Origin of the sequence: Sphingomonas sp. JUb134 (assembly GCF_004341505.2) — a bacterium.
Lineage (GTDB): Bacteria > Pseudomonadota > Alphaproteobacteria > Sphingomonadales > Sphingomonadaceae > Sphingomonas.
In genome coordinates this window covers 208,002-232,351 of the sequence record NZ_SLYP02000001.1, presented here as the reverse complement: position 1 = coordinate 232,351, position 24,350 = coordinate 208,002, and the positions used below count along the sequence as shown (strand labels likewise).

The 24,350-nt window shown below is 69.4% G+C and carries 29 protein-coding genes; 15 read left to right on the top strand and 14 right to left on the bottom strand.

Annotated elements, in window-relative coordinates; translation table 11 throughout:
• The first annotated feature begins 15 nt into the window (after positions 1 to 15).
• Together ykgO and EDF69_RS01055 are read left to right on the top strand one after the other, a co-directional pair.
• Positions 16 to 141: a type B 50S ribosomal protein L36 gene (ykgO, locus tag EDF69_RS01060; RefSeq protein WP_055755695.1), complete on the top strand. Its 126-nt coding sequence runs from the start codon at positions 16 to 18 to the stop codon at positions 139 to 141.
• A 13-nt stretch (positions 142 to 154) separates the two neighbouring features.
• Positions 155 to 787: an HAD-IA family hydrolase gene (locus EDF69_RS01055; protein WP_132883346.1), complete on the top strand. Its 633-nt coding sequence runs from the start codon at positions 155 to 157 to the stop codon at positions 785 to 787.
• 95 nt (positions 788 to 882) lie between these two features.
• On the opposite strand, the gene pyk is transcribed toward EDF69_RS01055, so the two are convergent.
• Positions 883 to 2,349: a pyruvate kinase gene (gene pyk, locus EDF69_RS01050; RefSeq protein ID WP_132883345.1), complete on the bottom strand. Its 1,467-nt coding sequence runs from the start codon at positions 2,347 to 2,349 to the stop codon at positions 883 to 885.
• A gap of 70 nt (positions 2,350 to 2,419) precedes the next feature.
• Between pyk and EDF69_RS01045 the strand changes: the two genes are divergently transcribed.
• From EDF69_RS01045 to EDF69_RS01020, 6 genes are all read left to right on the top strand, one after another.
• On the top strand, positions 2,420 to 2,737 hold the full coding sequence (locus EDF69_RS01045; protein WP_132883344.1) for a DUF1244 domain-containing protein: 318 nt from the start codon (positions 2,420 to 2,422) through the stop codon (positions 2,735 to 2,737).
• Positions 2,738 to 2,832: 95 nt separating this feature from the next.
• Positions 2,833 to 3,069, top strand: a complete 237-nt coding sequence (locus tag EDF69_RS01040) for a DUF2312 domain-containing protein (RefSeq protein ID WP_125959346.1) — start codon at positions 2,833 to 2,835, stop codon at positions 3,067 to 3,069.
• A gap of 146 nt (positions 3,070 to 3,215) precedes the next feature.
• A complete protein-coding gene (locus EDF69_RS01035; RefSeq protein WP_125959345.1) occupies positions 3,216 to 3,959 on the top strand; it encodes a YebC/PmpR family DNA-binding transcriptional regulator in 744 nt (247 codons plus the stop codon).
• Entirely contained in the window at positions 3,956 to 4,462 is a 507-nt protein-coding gene (ruvC, locus tag EDF69_RS01030) for a crossover junction endodeoxyribonuclease RuvC (RefSeq protein WP_132883400.1), read from the top strand. Before EDF69_RS01035 ends, ruvC begins: the two co-directional genes overlap by 4 nt.
• Complete coding sequence (gene ruvA, locus EDF69_RS01025; protein ID WP_132883343.1) at positions 4,459 to 5,061, top strand: Holliday junction branch migration protein RuvA; 603 nt, start codon at positions 4,459 to 4,461, stop codon at positions 5,059 to 5,061. The genes ruvC and ruvA overlap by 4 nt, the downstream gene beginning before the upstream one ends.
• A gap of 102 nt (positions 5,062 to 5,163) precedes the next feature.
• Complete coding sequence (locus EDF69_RS01020; RefSeq protein ID WP_132883342.1) at positions 5,164 to 5,592, top strand: nuclear transport factor 2 family protein; 429 nt, start codon at positions 5,164 to 5,166, stop codon at positions 5,590 to 5,592.
• A 149-nt stretch (positions 5,593 to 5,741) separates the two neighbouring features.
• Here EDF69_RS01020 and EDF69_RS01015 read toward each other — a convergent pair whose 3' ends face one another.
• Entirely contained in the window at positions 5,742 to 7,805 is a 2,064-nt protein-coding gene (locus EDF69_RS01015; RefSeq protein ID WP_239555219.1) for an MGH1-like glycoside hydrolase domain-containing protein, read from the bottom strand.
• 49 nt (positions 7,806 to 7,854) lie between these two features.
• On the bottom strand, positions 7,855 to 8,757 hold the full coding sequence (locus EDF69_RS01010) for a 2-hydroxyacid dehydrogenase (protein WP_132883341.1): 903 nt from the start codon (positions 8,755 to 8,757) through the stop codon (positions 7,855 to 7,857).
• A gap of 122 nt (positions 8,758 to 8,879) precedes the next feature.
• On the opposite strand from EDF69_RS01010, the gene ruvB reads away from it, so the two are divergent.
• The 3 genes from ruvB to EDF69_RS00995 all read left to right on the top strand — a co-directional run bounded on the left by ruvB (position 8,880) and on the right by EDF69_RS00995 (position 13,850).
• Positions 8,880 to 9,902 carry a Holliday junction branch migration DNA helicase RuvB gene (gene ruvB / locus EDF69_RS01005; protein WP_129343185.1) on the top strand — a complete coding sequence of 341 codons (1,023 nt, stop codon included), beginning with the start codon at positions 8,880 to 8,882 and terminating at the stop codon, positions 9,900 to 9,902.
• A 117-nt stretch (positions 9,903 to 10,019) separates the two neighbouring features.
• Positions 10,020 to 10,607 carry a cysteine hydrolase family protein gene (locus tag EDF69_RS01000; RefSeq protein WP_132883340.1) on the top strand — a complete coding sequence of 196 codons (588 nt, stop codon included), beginning with the start codon at positions 10,020 to 10,022 and terminating at the stop codon, positions 10,605 to 10,607.
• Positions 10,608 to 10,712: 105 nt separating this feature from the next.
• Positions 10,713 to 13,850, top strand: a complete 3,138-nt coding sequence (locus EDF69_RS00995) for a helicase-related protein (RefSeq protein ID WP_239555217.1) — start codon at positions 10,713 to 10,715, stop codon at positions 13,848 to 13,850.
• A gap of 97 nt (positions 13,851 to 13,947) precedes the next feature.
• On the opposite strand, the gene EDF69_RS00990 is transcribed toward EDF69_RS00995, so the two are convergent.
• Genes EDF69_RS00990 through EDF69_RS00980 form a run of 3 tightly spaced genes read right to left on the bottom strand, consistent with a single transcriptional unit; the run spans position 13,948 to position 15,904 of the window.
• The gene (locus EDF69_RS00990) at positions 13,948 to 14,388 is read right to left on the bottom strand and encodes a DUF4126 domain-containing protein (RefSeq protein ID WP_132883339.1); all 441 of its coding nucleotides are present in this window, start codon (positions 14,386 to 14,388) and stop codon (positions 13,948 to 13,950) included.
• Between the two features lie 59 nt (positions 14,389 to 14,447).
• Positions 14,448 to 15,581, bottom strand: a complete 1,134-nt coding sequence (gene uvsE / locus EDF69_RS00985) for a UV DNA damage repair endonuclease UvsE (protein WP_239555215.1) — start codon at positions 15,579 to 15,581, stop codon at positions 14,448 to 14,450.
• 35 nt (positions 15,582 to 15,616) lie between these two features.
• Positions 15,617 to 15,904, bottom strand: a complete 288-nt coding sequence (locus tag EDF69_RS00980; RefSeq protein ID WP_125959337.1) for a 4a-hydroxytetrahydrobiopterin dehydratase — start codon at positions 15,902 to 15,904, stop codon at positions 15,617 to 15,619.
• A gap of 47 nt (positions 15,905 to 15,951) precedes the next feature.
• Between EDF69_RS00980 and EDF69_RS00975 the strand changes: the two genes are divergently transcribed.
• The 3 genes from EDF69_RS00975 to EDF69_RS00965 are packed head-to-tail and all read left to right on the top strand — an operon-like array spanning position 15,952 to position 17,575.
• Positions 15,952 to 16,362 carry a metallopeptidase family protein gene (locus tag EDF69_RS00975; RefSeq protein ID WP_125959336.1) on the top strand — a complete coding sequence of 137 codons (411 nt, stop codon included), beginning with the start codon at positions 15,952 to 15,954 and terminating at the stop codon, positions 16,360 to 16,362.
• Positions 16,359 to 16,943, top strand: a complete 585-nt coding sequence (gene ccmA / locus EDF69_RS00970) for a heme ABC exporter ATP-binding protein CcmA (protein ID WP_204991284.1) — start codon at positions 16,359 to 16,361, stop codon at positions 16,941 to 16,943. The genes EDF69_RS00975 and ccmA overlap by 4 nt, the downstream gene beginning before the upstream one ends.
• Positions 16,940 to 17,575 carry a heme exporter protein CcmB gene (locus tag EDF69_RS00965; RefSeq protein WP_132883338.1) on the top strand — a complete coding sequence of 212 codons (636 nt, stop codon included), beginning with the start codon at positions 16,940 to 16,942 and terminating at the stop codon, positions 17,573 to 17,575. The genes ccmA and EDF69_RS00965 overlap by 4 nt, the downstream gene beginning before the upstream one ends.
• Positions 17,576 to 17,753: 178 nt before the next feature.
• Here EDF69_RS00965 and EDF69_RS00960 read toward each other — a convergent pair whose 3' ends face one another.
• The 8 genes from EDF69_RS00960 to EDF69_RS00930 are packed head-to-tail and all read right to left on the bottom strand — an operon-like array spanning position 17,754 to position 23,570.
• Positions 17,754 to 18,623 (bottom strand): class I SAM-dependent methyltransferase, encoded by an 870-nt coding sequence (locus tag EDF69_RS00960; RefSeq protein WP_132883337.1) that lies wholly within the window; start codon positions 18,621 to 18,623, stop codon positions 17,754 to 17,756.
• The gene (gene thrC / locus EDF69_RS00955) at positions 18,620 to 20,023 is read right to left on the bottom strand and encodes a threonine synthase (RefSeq protein WP_132883336.1); all 1,404 of its coding nucleotides are present in this window, start codon (positions 20,021 to 20,023) and stop codon (positions 18,620 to 18,622) included. Before thrC ends, EDF69_RS00960 begins: the two co-directional genes overlap by 4 nt.
• A gap of 40 nt (positions 20,024 to 20,063) precedes the next feature.
• The gene (locus EDF69_RS00950) at positions 20,064 to 20,678 is read right to left on the bottom strand and encodes an SURF1 family cytochrome oxidase biogenesis protein (RefSeq protein ID WP_132883335.1); all 615 of its coding nucleotides are present in this window, start codon (positions 20,676 to 20,678) and stop codon (positions 20,064 to 20,066) included.
• Positions 20,675 to 21,100 carry a DUF983 domain-containing protein gene (locus tag EDF69_RS00945; protein ID WP_132883334.1) on the bottom strand — a complete coding sequence of 142 codons (426 nt, stop codon included), beginning with the start codon at positions 21,098 to 21,100 and terminating at the stop codon, positions 20,675 to 20,677. Before EDF69_RS00945 ends, EDF69_RS00950 begins: the two co-directional genes overlap by 4 nt.
• A complete protein-coding gene (locus EDF69_RS00940; protein ID WP_132883333.1) occupies positions 21,060 to 21,971 on the bottom strand; it encodes a cytochrome c oxidase subunit 3 in 912 nt (303 codons plus the stop codon). Before EDF69_RS00940 ends, EDF69_RS00945 begins: the two co-directional genes overlap by 41 nt.
• A 32-nt stretch (positions 21,972 to 22,003) precedes the next feature.
• Complete coding sequence (locus EDF69_RS00935) at positions 22,004 to 22,537, bottom strand: cytochrome c oxidase assembly protein (RefSeq protein ID WP_132883332.1); 534 nt, start codon at positions 22,535 to 22,537, stop codon at positions 22,004 to 22,006.
• Positions 22,534 to 22,668: a hypothetical protein gene (locus tag EDF69_RS19760; RefSeq protein WP_274611270.1), complete on the bottom strand. Its 135-nt coding sequence runs from the start codon at positions 22,666 to 22,668 to the stop codon at positions 22,534 to 22,536. Before EDF69_RS19760 ends, EDF69_RS00935 begins: the two co-directional genes overlap by 4 nt.
• The gene (locus tag EDF69_RS00930; protein ID WP_132883331.1) at positions 22,665 to 23,570 is read right to left on the bottom strand and encodes a heme o synthase; all 906 of its coding nucleotides are present in this window, start codon (positions 23,568 to 23,570) and stop codon (positions 22,665 to 22,667) included. Before EDF69_RS00930 ends, EDF69_RS19760 begins: the two co-directional genes overlap by 4 nt.
• 79 nt (positions 23,571 to 23,649) lie before the next feature.
• Between EDF69_RS00930 and EDF69_RS00925 the strand changes: the two genes are divergently transcribed.
• Positions 23,650 to 24,333, top strand: a complete 684-nt coding sequence (locus tag EDF69_RS00925) for a DUF2490 domain-containing protein (RefSeq protein WP_132883330.1) — start codon at positions 23,650 to 23,652, stop codon at positions 24,331 to 24,333.
• Positions 24,334 to 24,350 lie beyond the last annotated feature (17 nt).

Here is a 24,350-nt window from a genome sequence, read left to right as displayed (position 1 = left end):
GAAGCGAACCCGGTCATGAAGATCGTCAACTCCCTGAAGTCGCTCAAGGATCGCCACCGGGACAACCGCGTGATCCGCCGCCGTGGCCGTATCTACGTCATCAACAAGACGAATCGCCGTTTCAAGGCACGCCAGGGCTGATCTTGCCGGTTCGGTGACGGTTGACGTGCCGAACCCGGTCAAGGCCGTCGTCTTCGACGTCGGCAACGTCCTCTACCATTGGGACCCTCGGTTCCTCTACGAGCGCCTGATCGACGACGATCAGGCGCTCGCGGCGTTTCTGCGCGATGTCGTCACTCAGGAATGGCATTTCCAGCATGATGCCGGCCGCGCCTTCGCTGAGACCTCGGCCGAGCTGATCGCGCGCTATCCGGAGCATGAAGCGCTGATCGCCGCCTGGGGGCCGCGCTTCAACGAAAGCATCGGCGGGCCCGTGCCCGGCATGGCCGAGATCGTCGCGGAACTGGATGCCGCCGGCGTGCCGCTCTACGCGATCACCAACTTCTCCGGCGAGTTCTGGCCGCCGTTCCGCGCGACCGCGCCGGAGTTGTTCGACCGGTTTCGCGACGTGGTGGTGTCGGGCGATGAGAAGCTGGTGAAGCCGGATCCGGCGATCTACGCGCTGGCGCTGCGCCGATTCGGCTTGGCTCCGGGCGAGGCGGTGTTCGTGGACGACAACCTCGCCAACGTGGCCGCCGCCGATGTCGCGGGCTTTCGCGCGGTGCATTTCTCGGACGCTGCGGCTTTCCGCGCCGAGCTGGTGCGGCTGGGGCTGCTACCCGAATAACAGGCACGTGCTCCTGCGCAGGCAGGAGCCCAGGGCCGCAGGCGCTGGCGTTCGCATACCCGGTGCTCCCGCTTTCCGGGAGCACCGGGCCGGCTTCAGGCCTTGTTCTTCTCGTAGTTCTTGAGCTCGTCGCCGATCAGCCGCACCACGTGCAGCACGTTGGTGGAGCCCGGCGTTCCGAACGGCACGCCGGCACAGACCACCACCCGGTCGGAGGCGCCGGCCATGTGGTGGCGCAGCATCATCCGCTTGGCCTTGGCGATCATCTCTTCGAACGAGCCGACGTCGCGGGTGTGGACCGCGTGCACGCCCCACAACAGGCCGAGTCGCCGTGCGGTCTCCAGCTTCGGAGTCAGCACCATGATCGGCACGCCGGGACGCTCGCGTGCGATTCGCCGGGCGGTCGAGCCGGAAATGGTGAAGCACAGGATCGCCTTGGCATCGACCGTGCGGGCGATGTTCTTGGCAGCTTCGGCGAGCGCGTCGGCGGTGGTCGGATCGGGACGCGTGATGGTGAAGTGGACGCGGTCGCCGTGGCCGGGATCGCGCTCCACCGAATTGGCGATGGCGTCCATCATCGCGACCGACTCGGCCGGCCAGGAGCCGGCGGCGCTTTCCGCCGAAAGCATGATCGCGTCGGCGCCGTCGTAGACCGCCGTCGCGACGTCCGACACTTCCGCGCGGGTCGGCGAGGGCGAGGTGATCATCGATTCGAGCATCTGGGTCGCGACCACCACCGGTCGGCCCAGCCGGCGGGCGGTCTCGACGATCCGCTTCTGGAGCGGCGGCACCGACTGGGGCGGCAGCTCCACGCCCAGGTCGCCGCGTGCCACCATCACGCCGTCGCACTGCTCGACGATCTCTTCCAGTCGGACGACGGCCGACGGCTTCTCGATCTTGGCGAGCAGCGCCGCGCGTCCCTGGATGAGCTTGCGGGCGTCCGCCAGATCCTCGGGCCGCTGGACGAACGAGAGCGCGATCCAGTCGACGCCAGCGTCCACCGCGAAGTGAAGGTCGCTGATGTCTTTGGGGGTCAGCGCCGCCATCGGCAGCACCACGTCCGGAACGTTCAGGCCCTTGTTGTTGGAGAGCATGCCGCCGACTTCGACACGGGTGACGATGCGGGTGTCGTCATGCTCCACGACGCGCAGCACGAGCTTGCCGTCGTCCAGCAGCAGCCGAGCCTCCGGCGTGATCGCGGCGAAGATCTCCCGGTGGGGAAGCTCGACGCGCGTGGCGTCGCCCGGCGCGTCCGAGCGATCGAGGATGAACTGACTGCCGGTCTCCAGCATCACCTTGCCCTCGGCGAAGCGGCCGACGCGCAGCTTCGGCCCCTGAAGATCGGCGAGGATCGTCGTCGGGCGGTTATATTCTTTTTCCAGCGCGCGAATCGCCGCGATCACCGGGAGCTTCGACGCCTGGTCGCCATGGCTCATGTTGATCCGGAACGCGTCTGCGCCGGCTTCGAACAGCCGAGCGACCATCTCCGGAGTGTTGCTGGCCGGGCCCAGTGTCGCGAGCACGCGGACTTTGCGCGAGCGGGGCGTGAAAGCCTTTGTCATCCTCGATCCTTGGTTTTCGAGCCACCGGCTCTAACTGTTCTTCGATCCGGATCAACCTTGGAGGGCATAAATGGCAGACATCGATCATCTTGATGACAGGATCGCTGCGGCCGCGTTCCGGCGGCTGGTGCGCCATCTGCGCCATCGCTCGGACGCGCAGAACATCGACTTGATGGGGCTGGCGGGGTTTTGCCGGAACTGCCTGTCGGAATGGGTGGAGGACGCGAGCATCCGCGCGGAGCAGCCGATCGACCGGGAAACCGCGCGCGAGTTGATCTATGGCATGCCCTATGCCGAGTGGAAGGCCAGCCACCAGCCGCCGGCGACGGAGGCGCAGCTCGCGCGCATGCAGGAAAGCCTGGCGCGCAATCCGACCAACCTCGCCTGAAGGCCGAACGAGGCGCGCGAGCCTCACGCACCGGTTGAGCGGTGGCGGGGGATCGCCTAGACGCCCCGGTTCACCACAGATTCCACAGGACCATCATGAGCGACAATATCTCCGCCGAGCAGCTGCGCCTTCTGATCGAGCGCATCGAGCGGCTGGAAGAGGAGAAGAAGGGCATCTCCGACGACATCAAGGATGTCTATGCCGAGGCGAAGTCGACTGGCTTCGACGTGAAGACGATGCGATCGATCATCCGCCTGCGCCGGATGGAAAAGCATCACCGCGACGAGGCGGACATGCTGCTCGAGACCTACAAGCAGGCGCTCGGCATCTGATCGACGGCGCCTTCGGGCGCCGTTCCCGCCCCGGCCGCGCGGGACAGGCACTGCGCTTGTCTCGGGGGCGGTGTTTCTTCTACCCGTCTATGCATTGACGGCCCGCTTCCCGGGGAAGCCGGCTGCCCCTGGATTCGAGAGAGCACATGGCAGGCCATTCCAAGTTCAAGAACATCATGCACCGCAAGGGCGCGCAGGATAAGAAGCGCTCGGGCATGTTCTCCAAGCTCAGCCGCGAAATCACCGTCGCGGCCAAGATGGGTCTGCCGGACCCCGACATGAACCCGCGCCTGCGCGCGGCGGTGAACGCCGCCAAGGCGCAGTCGATGCCCAAGGACAACATCCAGCGCGCGATCGACAAGGCGTCGAAGGGCGACATGGAGAATTACGAGGAGATCCGCTACGAGGGCTTCGGGCCCGGCGGCGTGTCGCTCATCATCGAGGCGCTGACCGACAACCGCAACCGCACCGCCACCAACGTGCGCACCGCGGTGTCGAAGAACGGCGGCAACCTGGGCGCGAGCGGATCGGTGAGCCACGGCTTCGACCGCGTCGGCCTCATCAACTATCCGGCAAGTGCCGGCGACGCCGAAAAGGTGTTCGAGGCGGCACTGGAAGCCGGTGCCGAGGACGTCACCTCCAGCGAGGACGGCCACGAGATCTGGACCGCCCAGGGCGACCTGCACGAAGTCGCCAAGGCGCTGGAGCCGGTGCTGGGCGAGGCCGAGGGCGCCAAACTCGCCTGGAAGCCGCAGACCATGGTCGAAGTGACCGAGGACGACGCCGCGACGCTGTTCAAGCTGATCGACGCGCTCGACGACGACGACGACGTGCAGACCGTGTGGGGCAACTACGAAGTGTCCGACGCGGTGATGGAGAAGCTCGGCTGATCATCCTGGGCCTGGACCCCGGCCTCGGCACCACCGGCTGGGGCCTGATCCGCGCGGACGGCAATCGCCTCAGCCACCTCGCCAATGGGCAGATCCGGACCGATCCGTCGATGCAGCTGCCCCGGCGTCTGTCGCACCTGTTCGGGGCGCTGGGCGAGGTGATCCGCACGGAGCGTCCCGAGAGCGCTGCGGCCGAGGAAGTGCTGGGCAACAGCAATGCGCAGTCGACGCTCAAGCTGGGGCAGGCGCGCGGCGTGGTGCTGCTCGCCGCTGCCACCGCAGGGCTGGCGATCGGCGAATATCATCCGAGCATCGTCAAGAAGGCGGTGGTCGGCACCGGCGGCGCCGACAAGCGCCAGATCCAGGCGATGGTGGGCCATCTGCTGCCGGGCGTGAAGCTCGCCGGGCCGGATGCCGCCGACGCGCTGGCGGTGGCGATCACCCATGCGCATCACCTGGCGAGCGCGCATGCGCGCGCCCGACGGACGGGAGTGGGGGCATGATCGCGCATCTCAAAGGCAGGTTGGAGTCGACCGGCATCGACCATGCGGTGATCGACGTGGGCGGCGTTGGCTATCTGGTCGGCGCCTCGTCCCGCACGCTGCAGGCGCTGGGCGGCGTGGGCGAGCACGTCACCATCCACACCGAAATGCTGGTGGCCGAGGACTTCATCCGGCTGGTGGGCTTTGCCACCGCCGACGAGCGCGACTGGTTCCGGCTGCTGACCGGTGTGCAGGGCGTGGGCGCGCGGGTCGCGCTCGCGATCCTGTCGGTGCTTGCCCCCGACGAGCTGCGCACCGCCATCGCCAAGGGCGACAAGGCCAGCATCGGCCGCGCCAATGGGGTGGGGCCCAAGCTCGCCCAACGCATCGCCATGGAGCTCAAGGACAAGGTCGGCGGCATCGCGCCCGGGCTCGCGGGCGTCGCCGGCGCCACGATCCCGGCGGGTGGCGCGAGCGCCGATGCGGTTTCGGCGCTGCTCAACCTGGGCTTCAAGCCCGCCGAAGCCGCGCGCGCGGTGGAGGCGGCCGCCGAAGAGGTCGGCGAGGGTGCCAGCCTCGATGCGCTCGTCCGCCTCGCGCTACGCAAGGCGGCGCGATAACGGCAGCGCTGGACGCCGCGGCCAGTGCGCGGCAGGATGCCCCTGCCTGACCGGGGCGCTGTCCTCGGAAGGGGTGACGCACCAAAAGAAAGCACGGTCGGAATGGCGATGCATGCGATGATCCTTGTGGCGCTGCTTGCGACAAGCCCTGCGAGTGCTGAGGATGCGGCCCTGCGTCGACTGGTCGAGCGGTTCGAGGCGGCGCGCCTCGGGTTCGATCCTGTTGCGCTCGAAGAGACGCTTTCGCCCGAGTACGAAGAGATCTCGCCGGCTGGTGCTGTCGACTCCCGCGCGGAGGTGCTCGCCTTCTACGCACCCGAGGCGAAGAAGCCTGCGCCGCCGATCCAGAGCGATGAAGTCGCTGTGCGATCGGCCGGGGATACTGCAGTGGTTACGTCGCGCATCTCGGTCATGCTTCCCGGCGGCGCGTCGCGTTCCATGCGCGTCCGCTATGTCGCGCATCGGTCCGGCGGCGCTTGGCGGCTGATCTCGACGCAATACACGCCGATTCCGCCGGCAAGGTCGCAGTAACCAAAAGCAGCGTCCCTCTCCCGTCCCGTGCCCCGGCGCCGGCCGGGGTCTCGGGCCAAGCAGAGCCGCGGCTTGCGGCGCCTGGAATCCTGGGCTCCTGCTGCGCAGGCGCACGGTAGAGGGGCCGCAAAGGCCCGACTACGCCTTCGTCAGAACAGCTTCAGTTCGATCACGCGCACCGGCTTTCCCGCCTGCGGGCGCATCCGCACCCGTACCGCCGTCGCGCGCAGCGGCGCCCAGCGAGCGTTGGTGATGCCGTTGGCGAGCGGAGCGTCCTGCTCAGCCGTGACTTTCTGCCAGCGACCGTCGACCTGGGCCTCGATCGTGTAGCCGGTCGGGGCGGCGTGCTGGGCATCGGCGAAGAAGGCGAGTTCGGCTGAGGAAAGCTCGGTGGCCTTGCCGAAGTCCACCTGCAGCCACGGCGCGCGTTCGCCGGCCTGGCTGCTCCAGCCGTGACCGTTCTCGGGGAAGAACACCACGCGGCCGTCCACGGCGTCGTGGATGCGCTCGGGCGTGCCGCTCGACGCGCTCGGCTTGGGGAATTGGCCGCGGACCAGTTCGACGGCGCGGTCGATGCGGGTTGCGCGGGCAGGCGCGGCGCGGCGCGCGATGGGCACTTCGATCCGCTCGGCCTTGGCGCTGCGGGCGACCTCCTGCCCATCGACCAGCACGCGCAGGCCCGCGCCCTGTCGGTAGTGGCTGCCATCGGCGTCATAGCGGATCGTCACCAGCCGCCCGTGATAGGGCACGTCCTGCAACTGGAACCACTGGAGCGAGTCCGGCCCGGTGCCGGCGGGTACCAGCGGGTGGACCTCCAGCACATCGTCCTCGCGTGGGCGCAGGCCGACCAGCCCGGCGATTACCAGGTCGGTGAAGCCCGAGTGGAAATAATGGTGGCTGCGCGCCAGGCCGACGATCGGCTTGCCGGTGTCGGGATGATAATCCTCCTCCAGGTCGAGCCGGTCGCCCTGATAGTGGAGCTGCGCATATTGGCGCAGCAGGCGCAGATAGTCGGCGCGGGTGACGGCGTCCTGGCGATAGTCGCGCAGCAGATTGGCCATGGCGGTCAGCGTCTGCGTCGTCTGGAACGGCCAGATGGGGCCGTTCCACTGGCATTCGGGCGCAGTGCCTTCGTAGCGATACTGCTGCATGTAGTGCGGGTAGCCCGGCTCCACCGTGCGCATGCCGAACGGTCCGCCTAGCCCCTGCGGCGACAGCAGATGCTTCCAGGCGTTGGCGAAGCGGGGGTCGTTGCTCGGCAGGCCGAAGGTCCAGGGCACATAGCCGGCGAGCTCGCGCCCGCGGATCGGCTCCCAATATTTCACATGCTCGTTGTCGACCTTGTACCGGTCGATGAAGTGGCCGAGCTTCGGGCTCCACAGCGCTTCCTCGACGCGGGCACGCAGTCGGTCGGCACGCGCGTCATAGTCGGCGGCGGTCTTCGCATCGCCCGCGAGGGCGGACAGGCGAGCGATCGCGCGCGCGTTGGCGAACATATAGGCGTTGATCGACGGCCGGAACGAATCCCCTCCGCGAAACCCGTCCTTGCCCCCCGACGCGTCGATAGAGGAGATGGTGTACTCGGTCGCATCGAGCAGCGGCTCGATGAAATAGAGACCCTTGGTGAAATCGAACTTGTCGTCCCACAGGCCATAGATGTGGCGCATAGCAGAGAGGTGGCGGGTCGCATCGGCGCGGTCGCCGTCGACCAGGAAGCGCGCATAGGTGGCATCCGCGATCGCTTCGCTGAAGTGCCGGTCGTTGCCGCCGTCCTGGTAGAGGAAGTCGATATAGTCGCCCGCGTAGCGCCGATCGCGCAGCCAGCGGCCCTCGTAGAGGTGGAAGCCGGTCGCGTCGTTCAGGCTGGCATAGGGTTCGCGCTGCCAACCCACGTCATCCATGAACTCGGTGCTGATATAGCCTTTCACGCCCAGGTCGCGCTGGTGGGCGCGGAACAGCTGCCAGCGATAGTAATAGACCGCGTCGAGCTTCGGATCGGACGATTCGAACAGTGGGATATTGTCGCGATACCAGGGCGCGTCGTTGCCGAACCGGGCGCGCATCACGGCGTCTGCATCGATCCGCAGCGCGGTCGCGGCCGACTGTTGCGGCGGCTCCGCCGTCGCACCCGCGCCCAGCAAGCCGGCTGCGCCCAGCAGCGCCACCATCCGCACCGTGCGCCCGATGCGCGTTCCCTTCCGGTTGATCGCCAAGCCCGCCTCTCCTTTTTGTCTGAGCAATGCTTAGGCGAAAGGAGACCGCTTAGGCCAGCGGCGTCGGTAACGGCTTCCCCGCAAAATGCGCGTCGAGGTTGGCGAGTACCAGCGCCGCCATGGCGGCGCGGCCGGCGACGGTGGCGCTCCCCTGGTGGGGGGCGAGCACGACATGGTCCATGTGGCGTAGTGCGCGCGGTACGTCCGGCTCGTTCTCGAACACGTCCAGTCCCGCGCCGGCGATCTGCCCCTCGGCGAGCGCCGTGATCAGCGCCGCCTCGTCCACCAGGCTGCCGCGCGCGACGTTGACGAGCACGCCGTCGCGGCCAAGCTCCGCAAGCACCTCGACCCCGACGATGTGCTGCGTTTCCTCGCCACCCGGGGCAGACAGGATCAGCACGTCCGAGGCGGCTGCCAGGGCGCGGATGTCCGGGAGGAACCGCCAGGCCACGTCCGGCTTCGCATGCCGGGCGGTGTAGAGAAGCTCCGCCGCAAACGGTTCGGCACGGCGTGCGATCGCGCGACCGATGCGGCCGAGGCCGAAGATGCCGATGCGGCGGCCGCTCGCCTGGCGCCCGGGCGGAACCATCCAGCCGCCGTCGCGCACCATCCGGTCGTTGGCCGCGATCCGTCGCTGCACCGCCAGCATGAGCGCGATCGCCTGGTCCGCGACGTCGTCGGTCAGCACGTCCGGCGTGGTCGTGACGCGAATGCCGCGGGCGCGGGCCGCCTCCAGGTCGATGCCGTCATAGCCGACGCCGTTGATCGCGATGATCTCCAGCTGGGGCAGGGCCTCGATCATGGCGGCGTCGATGACGCTGGCGCCACCGGCGACGATGGCGCGGGTGTCCTCCGGACCGCCGCCGCGATGGACGGTGAAGCGCTGCTCCAACTGCTCGATCATCTCGGATGCGAGCGGCGTCATGACGAACAGGGGCGGGCGATCGGTCATCGCGTCAGCCTAGCGGCGTGCGATGTGCCTCGACAGGGGGCGGGGTGCATCGGTACGGAACGAACCATGGACATCTTCGATCCGAAGGCCGCACTCCCGTCCTCCATGGGGCCGGCAAGCCGATGAGCGATGCCGATCGCATCCTGACGCCCGCCCGGCGCGGCGAGGACGTCGACGCCGCGCTTCGCCCGCGTTCGCTGGACGAGTTCGTCGGCCAGAAAGCCGCGCGCGAGAATCTGCGCGTGTTCATCGACGCGGCGCGCTCGCGGGGCGACGCGCTTGACCATGTGCTGTTCTTTGGGCCCCCAGGACTCGGCAAGACGACGCTGGCGCAGATCGTCGCGCGCGAGATGGGCGTGGGCTTTCGCGCCACCTCCGGCCCCGTGATCGCCAAGTCGGGCGACCTGGCCGCGCTGCTCACCAACCTCGAGGACGGCGACGTGCTGTTCATCGACGAGATCCACCGCCTCAATCCGGCGGTCGAGGAGGTGCTCTATCCGGCGATGGAGGACCGCGCGCTCGACCTGATGATCGGCGAGGGTCCGTCGGCGCGATCGGTACGGATCGATCTGCCGCGCTTCACGCTGGTGGGCGCCACCACGCGCCAGGGCCTGCTGACGACGCCATTGCGCGACCGCTTCGGCATCCCGGTGCGGCTGCAATTCTATACGGTGGACGAGCTGGAGCGGGTGGTGACGCGGGCGGCCGGGCTGCTCGACCTGCACGTGGCGTCAGACGGTGCGCGCGAGATCGCCCGGCGCGCGCGCGGCACGCCGCGCATCGCCGGACGGCTGCTGCGCCGCGTGCGCGACTTCGCCAATGTCGCGGGTGCCGAGACGGTCGACGCGCGCACCGCCGATGCTGCGCTCAACCGGCTGGAGGTCGACAACCAGGGGCTGGACGCGATGGACCGGCGTTACCTGACGATGATCGCCGACGTCTATCGCGGCGGCCCGGTCGGCGTGGAGACGCTGGCGGCGGGCCTTTCCGAGCCGCGCGACACGATCGAGGAAGTGATCGAGCCCTATCTGATCCAGATCGGCATGGTGGCGCGCACGGCACGCGGGCGCTGCCTGAACTCGGCCGGGTGGAAGCACCTCGGCATCGAGCCCCCGGTGAACACGCAGGACGGCCTCTTCGACTAGGCGCGGGGGCGGCGATCGGGTCCGTCGCCAGCGCGGGCCCCCGGGAACCAGGAGCCTCCCCCGCGCGCTGGAACCATCCACCGGCTCGCAAGCGCCGGCGGCGCGAGGAGAGAGGCGATGGCGGACACGGAACAGGCGCCCGGCAAGACGGCGCTGCTGATCATCGACATGATCAACGCGCTCGATTTCGAAGACGCGGCGCCGTTGCAGGAGGCGGCGGAGGCGGCTGCGGAGCCGATCCTGTCGCTGCGCGCGGCGGCCGACGCGGCGGGCGTGCCCGTCATCTACGTCAACGACAACAACGGCGAATGGCATTCCGAACGCTCGCGCCTGGTCGAAAACGTGACCGAGAGCGATGCGCCGGGGCGCGCGCTCACCCGCAAGCTGGCGCCGCGCAAGGACGATTACTTCATCATCAAGCCGCAGTTCTCCGGCTTCTATTCGACCAACCTGCCGGTGCTGCTGCCCAAGCTGGGGGTCAGCCGGCTGATCCTGACCGGGGTAGCCGCCGACATCTGCGTGCTGTTCACCGCCGCGGACGCGCACATGCGGGCGTACGACCTGTGGGTCCCCGAGGATGCCGTCGCCAGCAGCGATCCGCAGCGCACCAGATGGGCGCTGGAGATCATGCGCAACAGCATGGAGGCGGAGATCGGCCCCACCCGCGAATGCTCCCTCGCCGACTGGATCGCCAAGGCCGAGTGACCAAGGAACGCGGCTGGGCTGCGCTCGTTTGAACCCCCACGCGCCGCCCGGCGCGCTGGAGTTCCCGATGCACCCATTGCCCGTGCGCGCCGGTGGCGCCGCCTGATGCCGACCGCAGATCCCATGCCCTATGGCGCGCTTGCCGCCACCCTGGCGGACGCAATCGCCAGCCAGGACCTGCTGTTCATCGCCGCCGACGAGCAGCGCGCCGAACGCATTGCCGCGGCGCTTGCCGCCCTCGCTCCCGACGCGGCGGTGGTGCACCTGCCGTCGAGCGACGCGATCCCGGGCGACGATGCGCCGCCCTCCGCCGCCAATGTGGGCCGGCGCGTGGGGGCGCTCCGCCGGCTGCGGCTGTTGGCGGGGGACGCCAAGCGGCCGCGGCTTGCCTGCATCACCACGGCGGAGGCGACCGTGCCGCTGCTGCCGCCGGTCGAGAGCTTCGATGCGGCGCCGCCGGCGCTTGCGGTCGGCGACGAACTCGACCCGGAGGCCTTCCGGGCCGAGGCGGAGGCGATCGGTTACTTCACCGACGACCGGGTGGACGAGCCCGGCGAAGTCGCGGTGCGGGGCGGCGTGGTCGACATCTTCCCCGCGGACGCCCCGCGCCCGGTGCGGATCGAGGTGGTGGAGGGACGGATCGCCGCGATCCGCGGATATGATCCCGCGACGCAGCGTTCCGAAGAGACGCTGGACACCATCGAGATCGGCCGTGCCATGGAGCCCGGCGTTGGTGAGGGTGCGGCAGGCGTATCGCTCTTCGCGCACTTGCCCCCCGTCGCGACTGCGAACGATCCGGGTGCCGAGAAGCGTCGGAAACGCTTCCTGGCGCTGGCCGAGGACGGCGCCAAGCGTCGTCGCGCAAGCGCTGGCGTCGTGTCCGACAGCGATTGGAATACGCAGCTGGCCGCGGCCGATACGCTCGCCCTGCCGGAGGGCGGGGAAGCGCCGCCGCGCTTCGTCGAGCAGCGCCAGCCCTCGCGCGGCTTTGCGCGGTTCGGCCGCGCCGCATTGGAGGATGGCGCGCTGCTGCTGGTCGGATCGCGCCGCGACCTGCGCTTCCTGGGCGCGCGGGTGAGGAAGCTGCTCAAGGCCGAGCCCCAGGAGGTCGCCAGCTGGCAGGCTGCGCGGGCGCTTGGGCCTGGTACGGTCGGGACCCTGGTCGTACCGATCGAGCGCGGGTTCCTCGTCGAGGGGCTGGCGGTGGTCGCCGCCTCCGACCTGCTCGGCGGACGCGCGCTGGCAGAGGACAACGCGGTCGCCGCCATCGACCCGCTGTTCGCGGGTGCCGGCGAACTGCGCATCGGTGACGTGGTGGTGCACGAGGACTTCGGCATCGGGACCGTGATGGGGCTGGAGACGCTGCCGGGTGAGCATGGCGGCGACGCGATCATGCTCGGCTATGCGCGCGAAGGCCGCCGGCTGGTGCCGGTCGCCGAGGCCGACCGCATCTGGCGCTACGGCGCGGACGCCGATTCGGTGACACTCGACTCGCTCGACGGATCGAGCTGGGAGAAGCGGCGCGGCGCGATCGATGCGGCGGTGGCGGAGAGCGCCAAGGGCCTCGCAGCCCTGGCCGCCGAGCGAGACGCGCGCACCACCGACCCGATCGAGCCGGACCCGGCTGCGTACGAGCGCTTCGCCGCCGGCTTCGCCTTTACCGAGACGCCGGATCAGGCGCGGGCGATCGCGGCGGTGCGCGACGACCTCGCCTCGGGCAAGCCGATGGACCGGCTGGTGATCGGCGACGTCGGCTATGGCAAGACCGAGGTAGCCCTGCGCGCGGCTGCGATGGTCGCGCTCGCCGGCCGCCAGGTGGCGATCGCGGCACCCACCACCGTGCTGGTCCGCCAGCACCTGGAGACCTTTCAGAAGCGCTTCGAAGGCACCGGTATCGCCGTCGCCGGCCTCTCCCGCCTGTCGAGCGAGGCCGAGAAGAGAGAGGTCAAGGCAGGCCTTGCCGACGGCTCGATCCGCGTGGTGATCGGCACCGGCGCGGTAGCGGGTGCCGGAGTGGAGTACCACGACCTCGCACTGGTGGTGATCGACGAGGAGCAGCGCTTCGGCGCGGCCGACAAGGCCAAGCTGCGCGACCTGGGCGCGGGGCACGTCATGGCGCTGTCGGCCACGCCGATCCCGCGCACGCTGCAGACTGCGCTGGTCGGCCTGCAGCAGCTGTCGATCCTGGCCACGCCGCCGGCGCGCCGCCAGCCGATCCGCACCGCCATCGCCAGCTTCGATCCCGTGACGGTGCGCAGCGCGCTGCTGCGCGAAAAGGGACGCGGCGGGCAGAGCTTCGTGGTGGTGCCCCGGATCGAGGACATGGCACCGCTGGAGGCGGAGCTGAAGAAGCTGGTGCCGGAACTGCGGCTCGTCACCGCCCACGGCAAGATGCCGGCGGCCGAGATCGACGAGGCGATGGTCGCCTTTGCCAATGGCGCGGGCGACGTGCTGCTCGCGACCAACATCATCGAGGCCGGGCTCGACGTGCCCCGCGCCAACACGATGATCGTCCACCATGCCGATCGCTTCGGGCTGAGCCAGCTCCACCAGCTGCGCGGTCGGGTGGGGCGTGGCGGCCGTCGCGGGCAGGTGCTGCTGATGACCGAAGCCGGTGCCGAGATCGCCGAGTCCACGCTCAAGCGCCTGCGCACCCTGCAAGCCTTCGACCGGCTGGGTGCGGGCTTTGCGATCTCCGCGCGCGACCTCGACATGCGCGGCGCCGGCGACCTGATGGGCGAGGCGCAGGCTGGGCACATGAAGCTGATCGGCGTCGATCTCTACCAGCATCTGCTGGGCCTCGCACTGCGATCGGCGCGTGGGGAGGAGGTGACGGTGTGGACGCCGGAGCTGAACCTGGGGATCGAGGGTCGCTTGCCGGAGGAGTGGATCCCGGAAGCCGAGGTACGGCTGACGCTCTATGCCCGGCTTGCGCGGCTGGCCGACGAGGCGGCCCTCGACGGCTTCGAGGAGGAACTGGAGGATCGGTTCGGTGAACTGCCGGAGGACGCCCAGCGGCTGATGACGGTGGCGCGTATCCGCCAGCTGGCGCGGGTCGCCGAGGTCGCCCGCGTCGATGCGGGGCCGGGCGGCATCGCGCTCACGCCCTATGGCAAGGCGAAGCTGAAGGCCGCGGGGCTGGAGGCGAAGGGGGACCGGTACGTGCTGGCCGAGCGCATCGAGGATGCCGCGGAGCGCGCCGCCCGGGTACAGGCGCTGCTGAGCGAGGTAGCCGACTGCTGACGCCCCGAACCCCGGCGGAGGCCGGGGTCCAGGGTTACGGAACGCAGCGCGTGTGGCCCTGGGCTCCTGCCTTCGCAGGAGCACGATGGTGGCCGCGTCAGCGCGTGATGGCTAATCCGCTGCCGAGGACCAGCGCGTCCTCGACGAAGCCGCTCTTGTCCTGACCGTAGCGGCGCAGCGCCCGCATGCGCAGCGACAAGCCCATGTATGAGGCGGCGATCGCGGTCGCCGCGGCCAGCACCGCAGCCGTCTTGCGCTGTTCGGCCGGGGCCAGGGCGGCGCCGGCGAAGGCTGCGGTGGCAGTGCGCGCGATCAGGCCCGGCACGACGGTGCGGTCGGGTGCGGTGCGCATCTTGTCGCCCGCCATCTCCGCCGCAGCGAGTGCCACCGCACCGCCCGCGACCAGCGGATGAGCGAGCAGATCGCGTGCCGGCGCATCCTTTGGCAGGCGGCTGCGCCGGGCGGCGCCCGCGACGAGCGCGAGCGGGGTCATGGCGCGCTGGCCCGCGACGAGGCCGATGAGGAGGGAGCGAAGCATGCGAGTCTCCTGGAATGGTCTGGAACGCAACGAGCGGAGGGCGCCGGGTATCCCGGGGATCAGGCGGCGCCTTCGTCCACGTCGGGCGCATCCTCGGCGTCCACCCCGTTCTCCAGCGCGGCATCGTCGGCGGCGAGCGCGGCGGCGTCCTCGGCATGGATGCCGAACCGGGCCGCCACGTCCGGGGCGTAGCGCAGCAGGTCGCCGCGCAGCTTGATGAGGGCGAGGTCCTTGGACTTGCCCTCCAGCATCACGTCGAAGGTGAGCCCCTCTGCGGTGCGCATGAAGGTCGCGAATTCGAACGGGTTGGTGAAGTCGGCATGGCCCGTCCACACCGGCGGGCGCAGCACCGTCTTCACGCGTGCATTCGGTTTCACCGGCGCCTTGGTGACCTCGTCCTTGGCCGCCTTGCCGCGCTTGGCGGGCGTGATCTTCTGCTTCACCTCGCGCATCTCGGTGCGCGGGGAGGAAAAGTGGATCTTGGGGCGAACGCCGTCGGGCCAGCTCGCCATGAAGCGCTCCAGCGTCTCGCGCAGGTCGAGCCCTTCCGGGTTGAGGCACCAGAAATGCTGATAGTCGAAGATCAGCCGGACGCCGGTGAGCTCATGAATCCACAGCACGTCGGCGGCCGAGAAGCGGAGGTCGTCGTTTTCCAGCACCAGCCGGCGGCGGACATGCTCCGGGCATTGCTCCCAGCCCTCGATCCAGCGGGCGCGCGCCGCCTCGCGATCGTCATACACGCCGCCGACATGGGTGATGACCACCGCCTCGTCGTCCAGCCCCATGCGGTCGAGCATCTCCGACTGGCTGGCCAGGTCCTGGATGCTCTTGGCGGTGAGCTCCGGGTTGGGGCTGTTGAGCAGGATATATTGCGACGGGTGGAACGACAGCCGCATTTCGAGCGACCGCGCCTTTGCACCGAACGCGGCGAGCTCCGCGTCGCTTTCCGCCACCATGGCGTGGAACTGCGGCATGTCCGGATGGGTGGCATAGGGCGCCAGGTCCGACGACAGCCGGTACATGGAGATGCCCTTGGCGGCGCAATAGTCGAGCACGCGGTCGACATGCTCGAGCGAGCATTTCAGGTGCGGACCCGCCTGCCAGCGGCGGGTGTCGTTGCTCTTGAGCTCGGGCTTGCCCATCACCTTGACGGGGAAGCCCAGCCGCATCGGGCGGTTGGATCGGTTCGGCATCGCCCGTCCAACGGGCGGGGACGCCAGAGGGTCCTTTATTCCACCAGGGCGTCGATCGCCTGGGCCATGTCGATGTCGCGGTACGACAGCCCGCCCGCGTCATGCGTGGTCAGGAGAATGTCCACGCGGTTCCACACGTTCGACCATTCCGGGTGGTGATTGGCCTTTTCCGCCAGCAGCGCCACCTGGGTCATGAAGGCAAAGGCCTGGCTGAAGTTGTCGAAGGTGAAGCTGCGCGTGATTGCGTCCCGCGCGTCGTCATGGTCCCAGTCCGGCAGTCCGTCGAGCGCATCGGCGCGCTCCGCCTCGTTCAACAGCTCCATTCGACCCTCCTTGTGCGGCCTCGCCGGCAAGGCCTATGGACGAAGCCATGTCCGAGCAAGCGCCTTTGCAGTTCGCCCCCGACGCCGCCCGCATCGAGGCGCTGGCCCGCGCCGCGCTCGCCCGCATCCCGGAGCCCTTTGCCGAGCATCTGAAGGACGTGGTGCTGCTGGTCGAGGAGTTCGCGGACGACGAGACGCTGGACGCGATGGGCATCGAGGATCCGTTCGCGCTGACCGGCCTCTACCACGGGCTGCCGGTGGGCGAGAAATCGGCCTGGACCGGCGCTGCCATGCCCGACCGCATCCACCTCTATCGCCGCGCCTTGCTCGACGAGTGGGTCGAGACCGACGTCTCGCTGGAAGCGCTCATCACCCATGTCGTGGTGCATGAGGTGGGACACCATTTCGGCCTGTCCGATGCCGACATGCACGCGCTGGAGGAAGCCGCGGGCGCGTGAGCACGGCGGCGCTCGTGCTGGACGACGTTGCCTGCATCCGTGGCGGGCGGCTGTTGTTCGAGAGATTCAGCCTTGCGCTTGCCGCCGGGGAGGCGGCGCTGGTGACCGGCCCCAACGGCGTCGGCAAGTCCAGCCTGATCCGCATCGCCGCCGGCCTGCTCGCCCCCGCCGCGGGCCGGGTCGAGGCGGCCGGCGCGCGGGCGCTGCTGGCGGAGGCAGCCGCACTCGATCCGGAACGCACGCTCGGCGACGCCGTCGGCTTCTGGGCGGCGCTCGATGGCGCGCGCGGGCGGGTGCCGGATGCACTGGAGGCGGTGGGGCTCGGTGCGCTCGCGGAAGTACCGGTGCGGATGCTGTCGACCGGCCAGCGTAGGCGTGCGGCGCTGGCGCGGGTGGTCGCGGGCGGTGCCGCCATCTGGCTGCTGGACGAGCCCGTCAACGGCCTCGACGCCGCCTCCACCACCCTGCTGGAAGCATTGGTGGCGCGGCATCGTGCCGATGGCGGCATCGTTCTGGTGGCGAGCCATGTGCCGGTGGCGCTGCCCGGTGCCCGCGTGCTGCCGCTGGAGCCGGCCGCATGACCGCGATCGTGCTGCGCGAGCTGCGCCGCGCCTGGAGCGGCGGCGGGCTGATGCTGACGCTCGCCTTCTTCCTGCTGGTGGCGACGCTGTTCCCGTTCGCGATCGGCCCGGACGCGAAGTTGCTTGCGCGGATCGGCGGCGGGGTGGTGTGGGCGACCGCGCTGCTCGCCGCGCTGCTGCCCGTCGAGCGGCTGGTGCTGCCGGACCTCGAGGCGGGCGTAATCGACCAGTTCGCGGTGCGCGGCCTCTCCGGCGCCGGTGTCGCGCTCGCCAAGATTCTGGGCCACTGGATCGGCTTCGGACCCGCCGTGATGCTGGCGGCGGCGCTCAGCGCAGCGCTGCTGGAGATGCCGGCGGACGTGCTGTTGAGGCTGCAACTGGGGCTTCTGCTCGGCACCCCGGGCTTGGCTGCATTGGCCGTCGCAACCGCCGCGCTGGTCGCCGGCCTGCGCGGCGCCGGCGCGGTGGCCGGCATGGTGATGCTGCCCTTCGCGCTCCCCCTGCTGGTGTTCGGCGCCGGCGCGCTGGAGGGCGGCAGTTCCGGCCTCAAGCTCGTCGCGGCCACCAGCCTGCTGCTGCTGGCCGGCGCGCCGTTCGTCGCGGGCGCCGCGCTGCGCTTTGCGAGGGAATAGCGCGGGACTGTACCCAATCCCTTCCGTTTGTCTCGAGTAGGGATCGAGCTTGTCGAGAGCCCGTATCGAGAGAGCCGCAGCCAGTCTCTCGATATGCCGTCTCGACAAGCTCGACGGCTACTCGAGACGAACGGGAAAAGACTAGGTTGGGGCGTTTACGGTCGATGTGACCCAGCCGCTACCGCCGCCACCGCGCGAAAATCGCCGTCGGCAGCGTCAGGCCGCGGGCTTCCTCGCGGACGCCGAGCTCGCCGCATTCCACCGTGCCGCCCAGATCCGCGAGCGCCTGGCGCAGCAGTTCGCCTATCGCCAGCGCGGACATGCGCACCGCGTAGACGGTGAGGAACAGGAACCGGGAGTTTTCGTCCAGCAGCTGGCGGCAATCGGCGATGAGGCCCGGGAGGTGATCCTCCAGCTTCCACACCTCGCCATTGGGGCCGCGGCCCCATTTGGGCGGATCGAGCAGGATGCCGTCGTAGCGGCGGTTGCGACGCACCTCGCGCGCGACGAACTTGCTGGCGTCCTCGACCAGCCAGCGGACGGGCAGGTCGGTCATGCCCGAGAGCACGGCGTTGCCGCGTGCGGCCTCGACCGATTTCTTGGACGCATCGACGTGCACCATCCGGGCGCCAGCCGAAGCGAGCGCGAGGGTGCCGACCCCGGTGTAGCCGAACAGGTTGAGGCACTCCGGATCCTGCGCGTCGCTCAGCTGCTCGCGCATCCAGCTCCACACTGGCGCCATATCCGGAAAGAAGCCGAGGTGGCGGAAGGGCGTGTTCTGGGCGGTGAAGCGGACCTCGTTCCAGGCGAGCGGCCAGCCCTCGCGCGGTACCGGCTTGTCGAACTGCCAGCGGCCGCCGCCTTCCTCGTCCGATCCGGGCACGAACTCGCCGTGCGCATCCCAGTCCGGGGAGGCCGGTGCCCACATCGCCTGCGGCTCGGGGCGGATGAAGCGATAGGGGCCGTAGCGCTCCAGCTTGCGGCCATGCCCGGAGTCCACCAGGCCATAGTCGGGCCAGGGCTCACCGATCAGGCTGATGAGCTTCACGCGCGTGCCACCGCACGCTCGGCGATATAGCCGGTCACCGCCTCGAACGTGGCGGGCAGGCGATCGCAGCGCTCCTCGCGTTCGAACAGGTCGCCCACGCGAGCAGGCAGGGCCGGGCGATGGCCGGTCGCCCGCTCGACCGCGTCCGGGAACTTGGCCGGATGGGCGGTGGCGAGCGTGACGACGGGAACCTCGGGGGCAATGTCCAGCTCCCGCGCGGCGGCGAGGCCGATCGCGGTGTGCGGGTCGATCAGCTCGCCCGTGCGCTCGCACGCCCAGCGCATGGCGCCCATCATGCCGCCTGCGTCGATGCGTGCGCTGGTGAACAGAGCAGCCGCACCGTCTCGATGCGCGCCGCTCAGCTGCATCGCGCGGCTGGTCTCGAAACCCTGCATCTGCAGCGCGAGTGCCGCCCCGTCCCGGCCGCCGAGGTCGTGCAGCAGCCGTTCGAAGTTGGAGCTGACCTGGATGTCCATCGACGGTGTGTCGGTCGCGGTGACGGTGCCGGTGGAATAGTCGCCCGCGGACAGCGCGCGATGGAGGATGTCGTTGACGTTGGTCGCGACCACCAGCTTGGCCACCGGCAGCCCCATGCGCTGTGCGACATAGCCCGCGAACACGTCGCCGAAATTGCCGGTCGGAACGGAGAAGGCGACGGGCCGCTCGGGCGCGCCCAGGCGGACGGCGGTGTAGAAATAATAGACCACCTGCGCCATCAGCCGGGCCCAGTTGATCGAGTTCACCGCCGACAGGTGGAAGCGGCCGGCGAAGTCCGGCGCGTTGAACATCGCCTTCACCAGCGCCTGGGCGTCGTCGAAGCTGCCGTCGATGGCGATGTTGTGGACGTTGGGCGCGAGCACCGTCGTCATTTGCCGCCGCTGCACGTCCGACACGCGGCCATGCGGGTGGAGCATGAAGATGTCGACGCCGGTGCGGCCGGCAAGCGCGTCGATCGCCGCCGAGCCGGTGTCACCCGAGGTCGCGCCGATCACCGTCACATGCTCCGACCGGCCGGTCAGGAAGCGTTCGAACAACAGGCCGAGCAGCTGGAGCGCCACGTCCTTGAACGCGAGCGTCGGCCCATGGAACAGCTCCAGCAGCCAGTGGCGATGGTCGAGCTGGACGAGCGGGGTGACCGCGGCATGCGCGAAGCGGGTGCCATAGGCGCGTTCGCACAGGTCCCGCAGCTCGTCTTCGCTCAGACTGTCGCCGACGAAGGGGAGCATCACGCGCACCGCCGTCTCCGCGTAGGAGAGGCCGGCGAGGTCCGCGATCTGCTCGCGCGACAGCGTCGGCCACGCCTCCGGCACATAGAGTCCGCCATCGGCGGCCAGCCCTGCCAGCGTCGCGCCCTCGAAATCGAGGACCGGCGCATTCCCCCTGGTGCTCACATAGCGCATGCGGAGGCGTTAGCCCCCCGGCCGGGAGGGCACAAGCGCGTCAGCCCTTCAGGCGCCGCCGAAGTGCCAGCGCATAGATGGCAGCCGCGATGGCGGCGAAGGCGAACCACTGCACGGCATAGGCGAGATGGTTGTTGGGGACGTCCGCGGGATGGGGCTGGTGGCTGGGTGCAAGCCCGGGTGCTGGCGCCTCGGCGACGATCATCCACACCTTTGCCGCCCGGGCGCCGAAAGCTGCGGCAATGGCAGGTGTGCCGGTCGGGGCTTGTGTCAGCAGGCCGGTGACCCAGCCCCCTTGCCAGCCGGGGCGCAGCTTGGGATCGTTGCTGACGCCCATGTCCGCGCGGAACGTCGCCGTGTGCGGACCGGCCTTGCAGTGAGCGATGTGGCGCCACCCGGGAGTGCCGTCTTTGGTGCGACCGACGCTGACGTTCCAGCCTGTCACCGCGAGGCATTGCGCGGTGACGCGGCGGAACAGCAGATCGTCGGTGGGGGCGCGGGGAAGGGGGAGGACGTCCCTTCCGGCGTTGGCGGTGAAGCGGGCGATCATCGCCTCCTTCTGGTCCCGCCGGTGGAGCTGCCAGAAGCCGAGGGCGAGCATCGCGGCCACCGCCAGCAGCACTGCTGCGGTGGCGACGGCGGGGAGGCGCCTCATGGCTCGTCGCGAGTCAGCCGGGCCTCGCGCGCGGCGTTGCGATATTCCAGCGCGAGCAGCAGCGCCTTGGTGAAGCGCAGCGACACCGCCACGCCGCCCAGGGTGAGCGGCAGCCACAGCACCACGTGCAGCCACGTCGGCGGCGAGAAGAGCAGCTCGACCACCACGGCGAGCACCGTCACCAGCGTGCCGATTCCCATCGTCAGGAACACCGTGGGGCCGTCGCCCACGTTGAACTGGAGGAAGTCGAGCCCGCAGTTTGCGCAGCAGGGCGCGAAAGCGATGAAGCCGGCGAACAGCGTCTTCGCCCCGCAGCGCGGGCAAAGCCCGCCGGTCGCGGCCGCCAGGGGTTCCGGCGGCGTGCCGGCGGGGCCGGTCACGTCAGCCTGCGTGGACCGGCGCGCCCCATCCGCCCCAGACATAAACGGTGACGAACAGGAACAGCCAGACTACGTCGACGAAGTGCCAATACCAGGCCGCCGCTTCGAAGCCGAAATGCTGTCGCGGCGTGAAGTCGCCCTGGTACACTCGCACCAGGTTCACGATCAGGAAGATCGTGCCGATGATGACGTGGAAGCCGTGGAAGCCCGTCGCCATGTAGAAGGCGGAGGTGTAGTTGATCGTCCCGAACGGGAACGGCGCATGCGCATATTCATACGCCTGGATGCACGAGAACAGCAGCCCGAGCACGATCGTCAGCCACAGGCCCTTCTTGACGCCATCGTCCTCGCCGACGCCGAGCAGGCCCCACAGGCCCACGCGGCGGCCACCGCGCTGCCCGTGGATCAGCGCATGATGGGCCCAGGTGATCGTCGTGCCCGAGAGCAGCAGCAGGAAGGTGTTGAGCAGCGGAAGCTGGAACGCGTCGAGGACCTCGATCCCGGCCGGCGGCCACTGGGCGGCGAGCTGCGATGCGGAATCGATGAGCGAGACCCCGTCCTCATGGTTGAACTGGACGGCTGCCGGGAACAGCGCGAAATCGAACCAGGCCCAGAACCAGCCCAGGAAGAACATCACCTCGGAGGCGATGAAGAGCACCATGCCGTAGCGCAGGTGAAGCTGCACGACGGGGGTATGGTCGCCGGCGCGCGCCTCGCGGATCACGTCGGCCCACCACAGGCCCATGCAAGCCAGAACCGCGATCAGGCCGGCGCCGAATACCAGGCCGCCATAGGCCGCATCGCGCATGTACATGATGCCGCCCGCGGCCAGCACCAGCGCGGCGAAGCTGCTCAGCATCGGCCACGGGCTCGGCGGCAGGATGTGATAATCGTGGTTCTTGGTTCCGGCCATCGTCGTCCCCATCCTCTCTTGTCCGCAAAGGTCTAGCTTGGCGTTCGGGGGGAATCCACCGGGTAAAACGTATAGGACAGGGTGATCACGCGCACGTCGCTGGTGTCGGGATCGCTCGCGAGCTTGGGATCGACGTAGAAGATCACGGGCATCCGCACCTCCTCGCCCGGCTGGAGCGTCTGCTCGGTGAAGCAGAAGCACTGGATCTTGGTGAAATACTTGCCCGCCTGGGCGGGGGTCACGTTGAAGGTGGCCGTGCCGGTGATCGGGCGATCGGTCAGGTTCTTGGCGGTGAAGAACGCCATGTCGCGCGCGCCGATGTCGATCGTCTCGGCCGGTCGCTCGGGTCGAAAGCGCCACTTGAGGTTGGGCGCCACGTTGCTGTCGAAGCGGACGGTGACCTTGTCGCCGATGCCGCCGGGCGCCAGCTCGCCGCGCTGCGTGGTGCCGTTCAGCCCCGTCACCTGGCAGAAGACGCGGTAGAGGGGCACGCTCGCCCAGCCGAGACCCGTCATCGAAACGGCGGCAAGGCCGGCGAGCAGCGCGGTGCGGCCGTTGCGGGTCACATCATCCCCGCCTGGATCTTGACGATGCTGATCGCGAACACGAGCACGACCAGCGCGCCGAGCAGCCAGGCCATCACCTTCGCACGCGATCGCTGGCGGGCGCGAACCAGGGCTTCGTCCTCCGGCGTCACGGCAGCAGCCACCGGTCGACGACGAGCGCGCCGAACACCACGAAGAGGTAGAGGATCGAATAGCCGAACAGGCGCTTTTCCGGCTGCATCGTGTCGCCCTCGGGTGCCGTCGTGCGCCGAGCCACGCCCAGCGCGAACCAGCCGAACACTGCGGTCATCGCAACCGACACCGCGCCATAGATCGGGCCGGCCAGACCGAGCGGCCAGGGGGCGATCGCGGCCAGCGCCATGGGGATGGTGTAGAGGCCGATCTGGGTACGGGTCGTGCGTTCGCCGGCCACCACCGGCAGCATCGGCACGCCCGCCGCCGCATAGTCCATGCGCACGAACAGCGCGAGCGCCCAGAAGTGCGGGGGCGTCCACAGGAACACCAGCGCGAACAGCAGCAGCGGCAGCAGCGCGATCTCGCCGGTCGCCGCCGCCCAGCCGATCAGCGGCGGAAAAGCACCGGCGGCGCCGCCGATGACGATGTTCTGCGGCGTGCGGCGCTTCAGCCAGACGGTGTAGATCAGCACATAGAAGAGGATCGAGACGGTCAGGATCGCGGCGGCAGCCAGGTTGATCGCCAGCCCCATCAGCGCAACCGAGAACACCGCGAGCCCGACACCGAAATGCAGAGCCGACTGCCGGTCCATACGCCCGGCGGGGAGCGGACGGCCGCGGGTGCGCTTCATGTGTGCATCCAGATCCGCCTCGTACCACTGGTTGAGCGCACCTGCCGCCCCGGCGCCGAGCGCGATGCACAGGATCGCGGTGAAGCCGAGCACGGGATGGATGCCGACGGGGGCGGCGAGCATGCCGCACAGGCCGGTGAAGACCACCAGGGTCATCACGCGCGGCTTGGTGAGGGCGAGGAAGTCCCGCCAATCGGCGGGCATCGTCAGGGAAACTGCGGTCGTCATGGGCTGCGCCCGTGTATAGGCCGGCGGACGCCGCCGCGAAAGGGTTGCCGCCACCCCCGGCGGCGATACAGGGGGCGGCATGCGAACTCTTCTAGCCTGCGCGGCTCTCGCCGCGGCCATCTCCCCGACCCCGGCGCTCGCCCGGACGACCCAGGACGAGCAGGTCTGGATCAACGTTACCGTCACCGGATCGGCCAAGGACGACCTCCTCTACTTCGTCGAGGCACAGCCGCGGCTGATGGAAGGATTGTCGGAGATGCGGCAGGCCCTCTTGCGGGGGGCGATCGGCTGGCGATTGAACGACCAGGTCAGCGTCTACCAAGGCTATGCCTATGTCGTGCAGCCGGTGGAGGGGCCCGCGCCCGACCGTGACGAGCACCGCAGCTTCCAGCAGCTGTCATGGACGCTGGTGCCGGGCGCGACCGAGCTGTCCTCACGCACGCGATTCGAGCAGCGCTGGGTGGACGGCTTCAGCGACACCGGGCTGCGCGTGCGCCAGATGGCCCGCCTGGAGACGCCGATCGCCAGCGGGACGAAGCCGCTCAAGGCGCTCCTCTCCGCGGAAGCCATGTTCGCGCTCAACGACACCGACTGGGGCGCCCGCGGCGGCTTCGACCAGCTGCGCAGCTTCGTGGGCGTCGAGGTGCCGCTGAAGGGCAAATCGACCATCGAGGCGGGATACCTCAATCAGTTGGTGAACCGCACCGGGGGCGAGACCGCGGTCAACCACGTGGCTTCGGTTAGCCTGTTCGTCCGCCCCTGACCTCCGGCGGCAGCGGA

Excerpts from the sequence above, each read along its gene's own strand:
- ykgO (WP_055755695.1), top strand. The coding sequence starts at position 16 with ATGAAGATCGTCAACTCCCTGAAGTCGCTCAAGGATCGCCACCGGGAC.
- EDF69_RS01020 (WP_132883342.1), top strand. The coding sequence starts at position 5,164 with ATGGCGATGCATGCGATGATCCTTGTGGCGCTGCTTGCGACAAGCCCT.
- EDF69_RS00995 (WP_239555217.1), top strand. The coding sequence starts at position 10,713 with ATGCCGACCGCAGATCCCATGCCCTATGGCGCGCTTGCCGCCACCCTG.
- EDF69_RS01010 (WP_132883341.1), bottom strand. The coding sequence starts at position 8,757 with ATGACCGATCGCCCGCCCCTGTTCGTCATGACGCCGCTCGCATCCGAG.
- EDF69_RS00930 (WP_132883331.1), bottom strand. The coding sequence starts at position 23,570 with ATGACGACCGCAGTTTCCCTGACGATGCCCGCCGATTGGCGGGACTTC.
- EDF69_RS00940 (WP_132883333.1), bottom strand. The coding sequence starts at position 21,971 with ATGGCCGGAACCAAGAACCACGATTATCACATCCTGCCGCCGAGCCCG.
- EDF69_RS01045 (WP_132883344.1), top strand. The coding sequence starts at position 2,420 with ATGGCAGACATCGATCATCTTGATGACAGGATCGCTGCGGCCGCGTTC.
- ruvA (WP_132883343.1), top strand. The coding sequence starts at position 4,459 with ATGATCGCGCATCTCAAAGGCAGGTTGGAGTCGACCGGCATCGACCAT.
- EDF69_RS01035 (WP_125959345.1), top strand. The coding sequence starts at position 3,216 with ATGGCAGGCCATTCCAAGTTCAAGAACATCATGCACCGCAAGGGCGCG.
- EDF69_RS00950 (WP_132883335.1), bottom strand. The coding sequence starts at position 20,678 with ATGAGGCGCCTCCCCGCCGTCGCCACCGCAGCAGTGCTGCTGGCGGTG.
- EDF69_RS01040 (WP_125959346.1), top strand. The coding sequence starts at position 2,833 with ATGAGCGACAATATCTCCGCCGAGCAGCTGCGCCTTCTGATCGAGCGC.
- EDF69_RS00925 (WP_132883330.1), top strand. The coding sequence starts at position 23,650 with ATGCGAACTCTTCTAGCCTGCGCGGCTCTCGCCGCGGCCATCTCCCCG.
- uvsE (WP_239555215.1), bottom strand. The coding sequence starts at position 15,581 with ATGCCGAACCGATCCAACCGCCCGATGCGGCTGGGCTTCCCCGTCAAG.
- EDF69_RS00965 (WP_132883338.1), top strand. The coding sequence starts at position 16,940 with ATGACCGCGATCGTGCTGCGCGAGCTGCGCCGCGCCTGGAGCGGCGGC.
- EDF69_RS00990 (WP_132883339.1), bottom strand. The coding sequence starts at position 14,388 with ATGCTTCGCTCCCTCCTCATCGGCCTCGTCGCGGGCCAGCGCGCCATG.
- EDF69_RS00980 (WP_125959337.1), bottom strand. The coding sequence starts at position 15,904 with ATGGAGCTGTTGAACGAGGCGGAGCGCGCCGATGCGCTCGACGGACTG.
- ruvB (WP_129343185.1), top strand. The coding sequence starts at position 8,880 with ATGAGCGATGCCGATCGCATCCTGACGCCCGCCCGGCGCGGCGAGGAC.
- EDF69_RS00975 (WP_125959336.1), top strand. The coding sequence starts at position 15,952 with ATGTCCGAGCAAGCGCCTTTGCAGTTCGCCCCCGACGCCGCCCGCATC.
- EDF69_RS01000 (WP_132883340.1), top strand. The coding sequence starts at position 10,020 with ATGGCGGACACGGAACAGGCGCCCGGCAAGACGGCGCTGCTGATCATC.
- EDF69_RS00945 (WP_132883334.1), bottom strand. The coding sequence starts at position 21,100 with ATGTCTGGGGCGGATGGGGCGCGCCGGTCCACGCAGGCTGACGTGACC.
- pyk (WP_132883345.1), bottom strand. The coding sequence starts at position 2,349 with ATGACAAAGGCTTTCACGCCCCGCTCGCGCAAAGTCCGCGTGCTCGCG.
- thrC (WP_132883336.1), bottom strand. The coding sequence starts at position 20,023 with ATGCGCTATGTGAGCACCAGGGGGAATGCGCCGGTCCTCGATTTCGAG.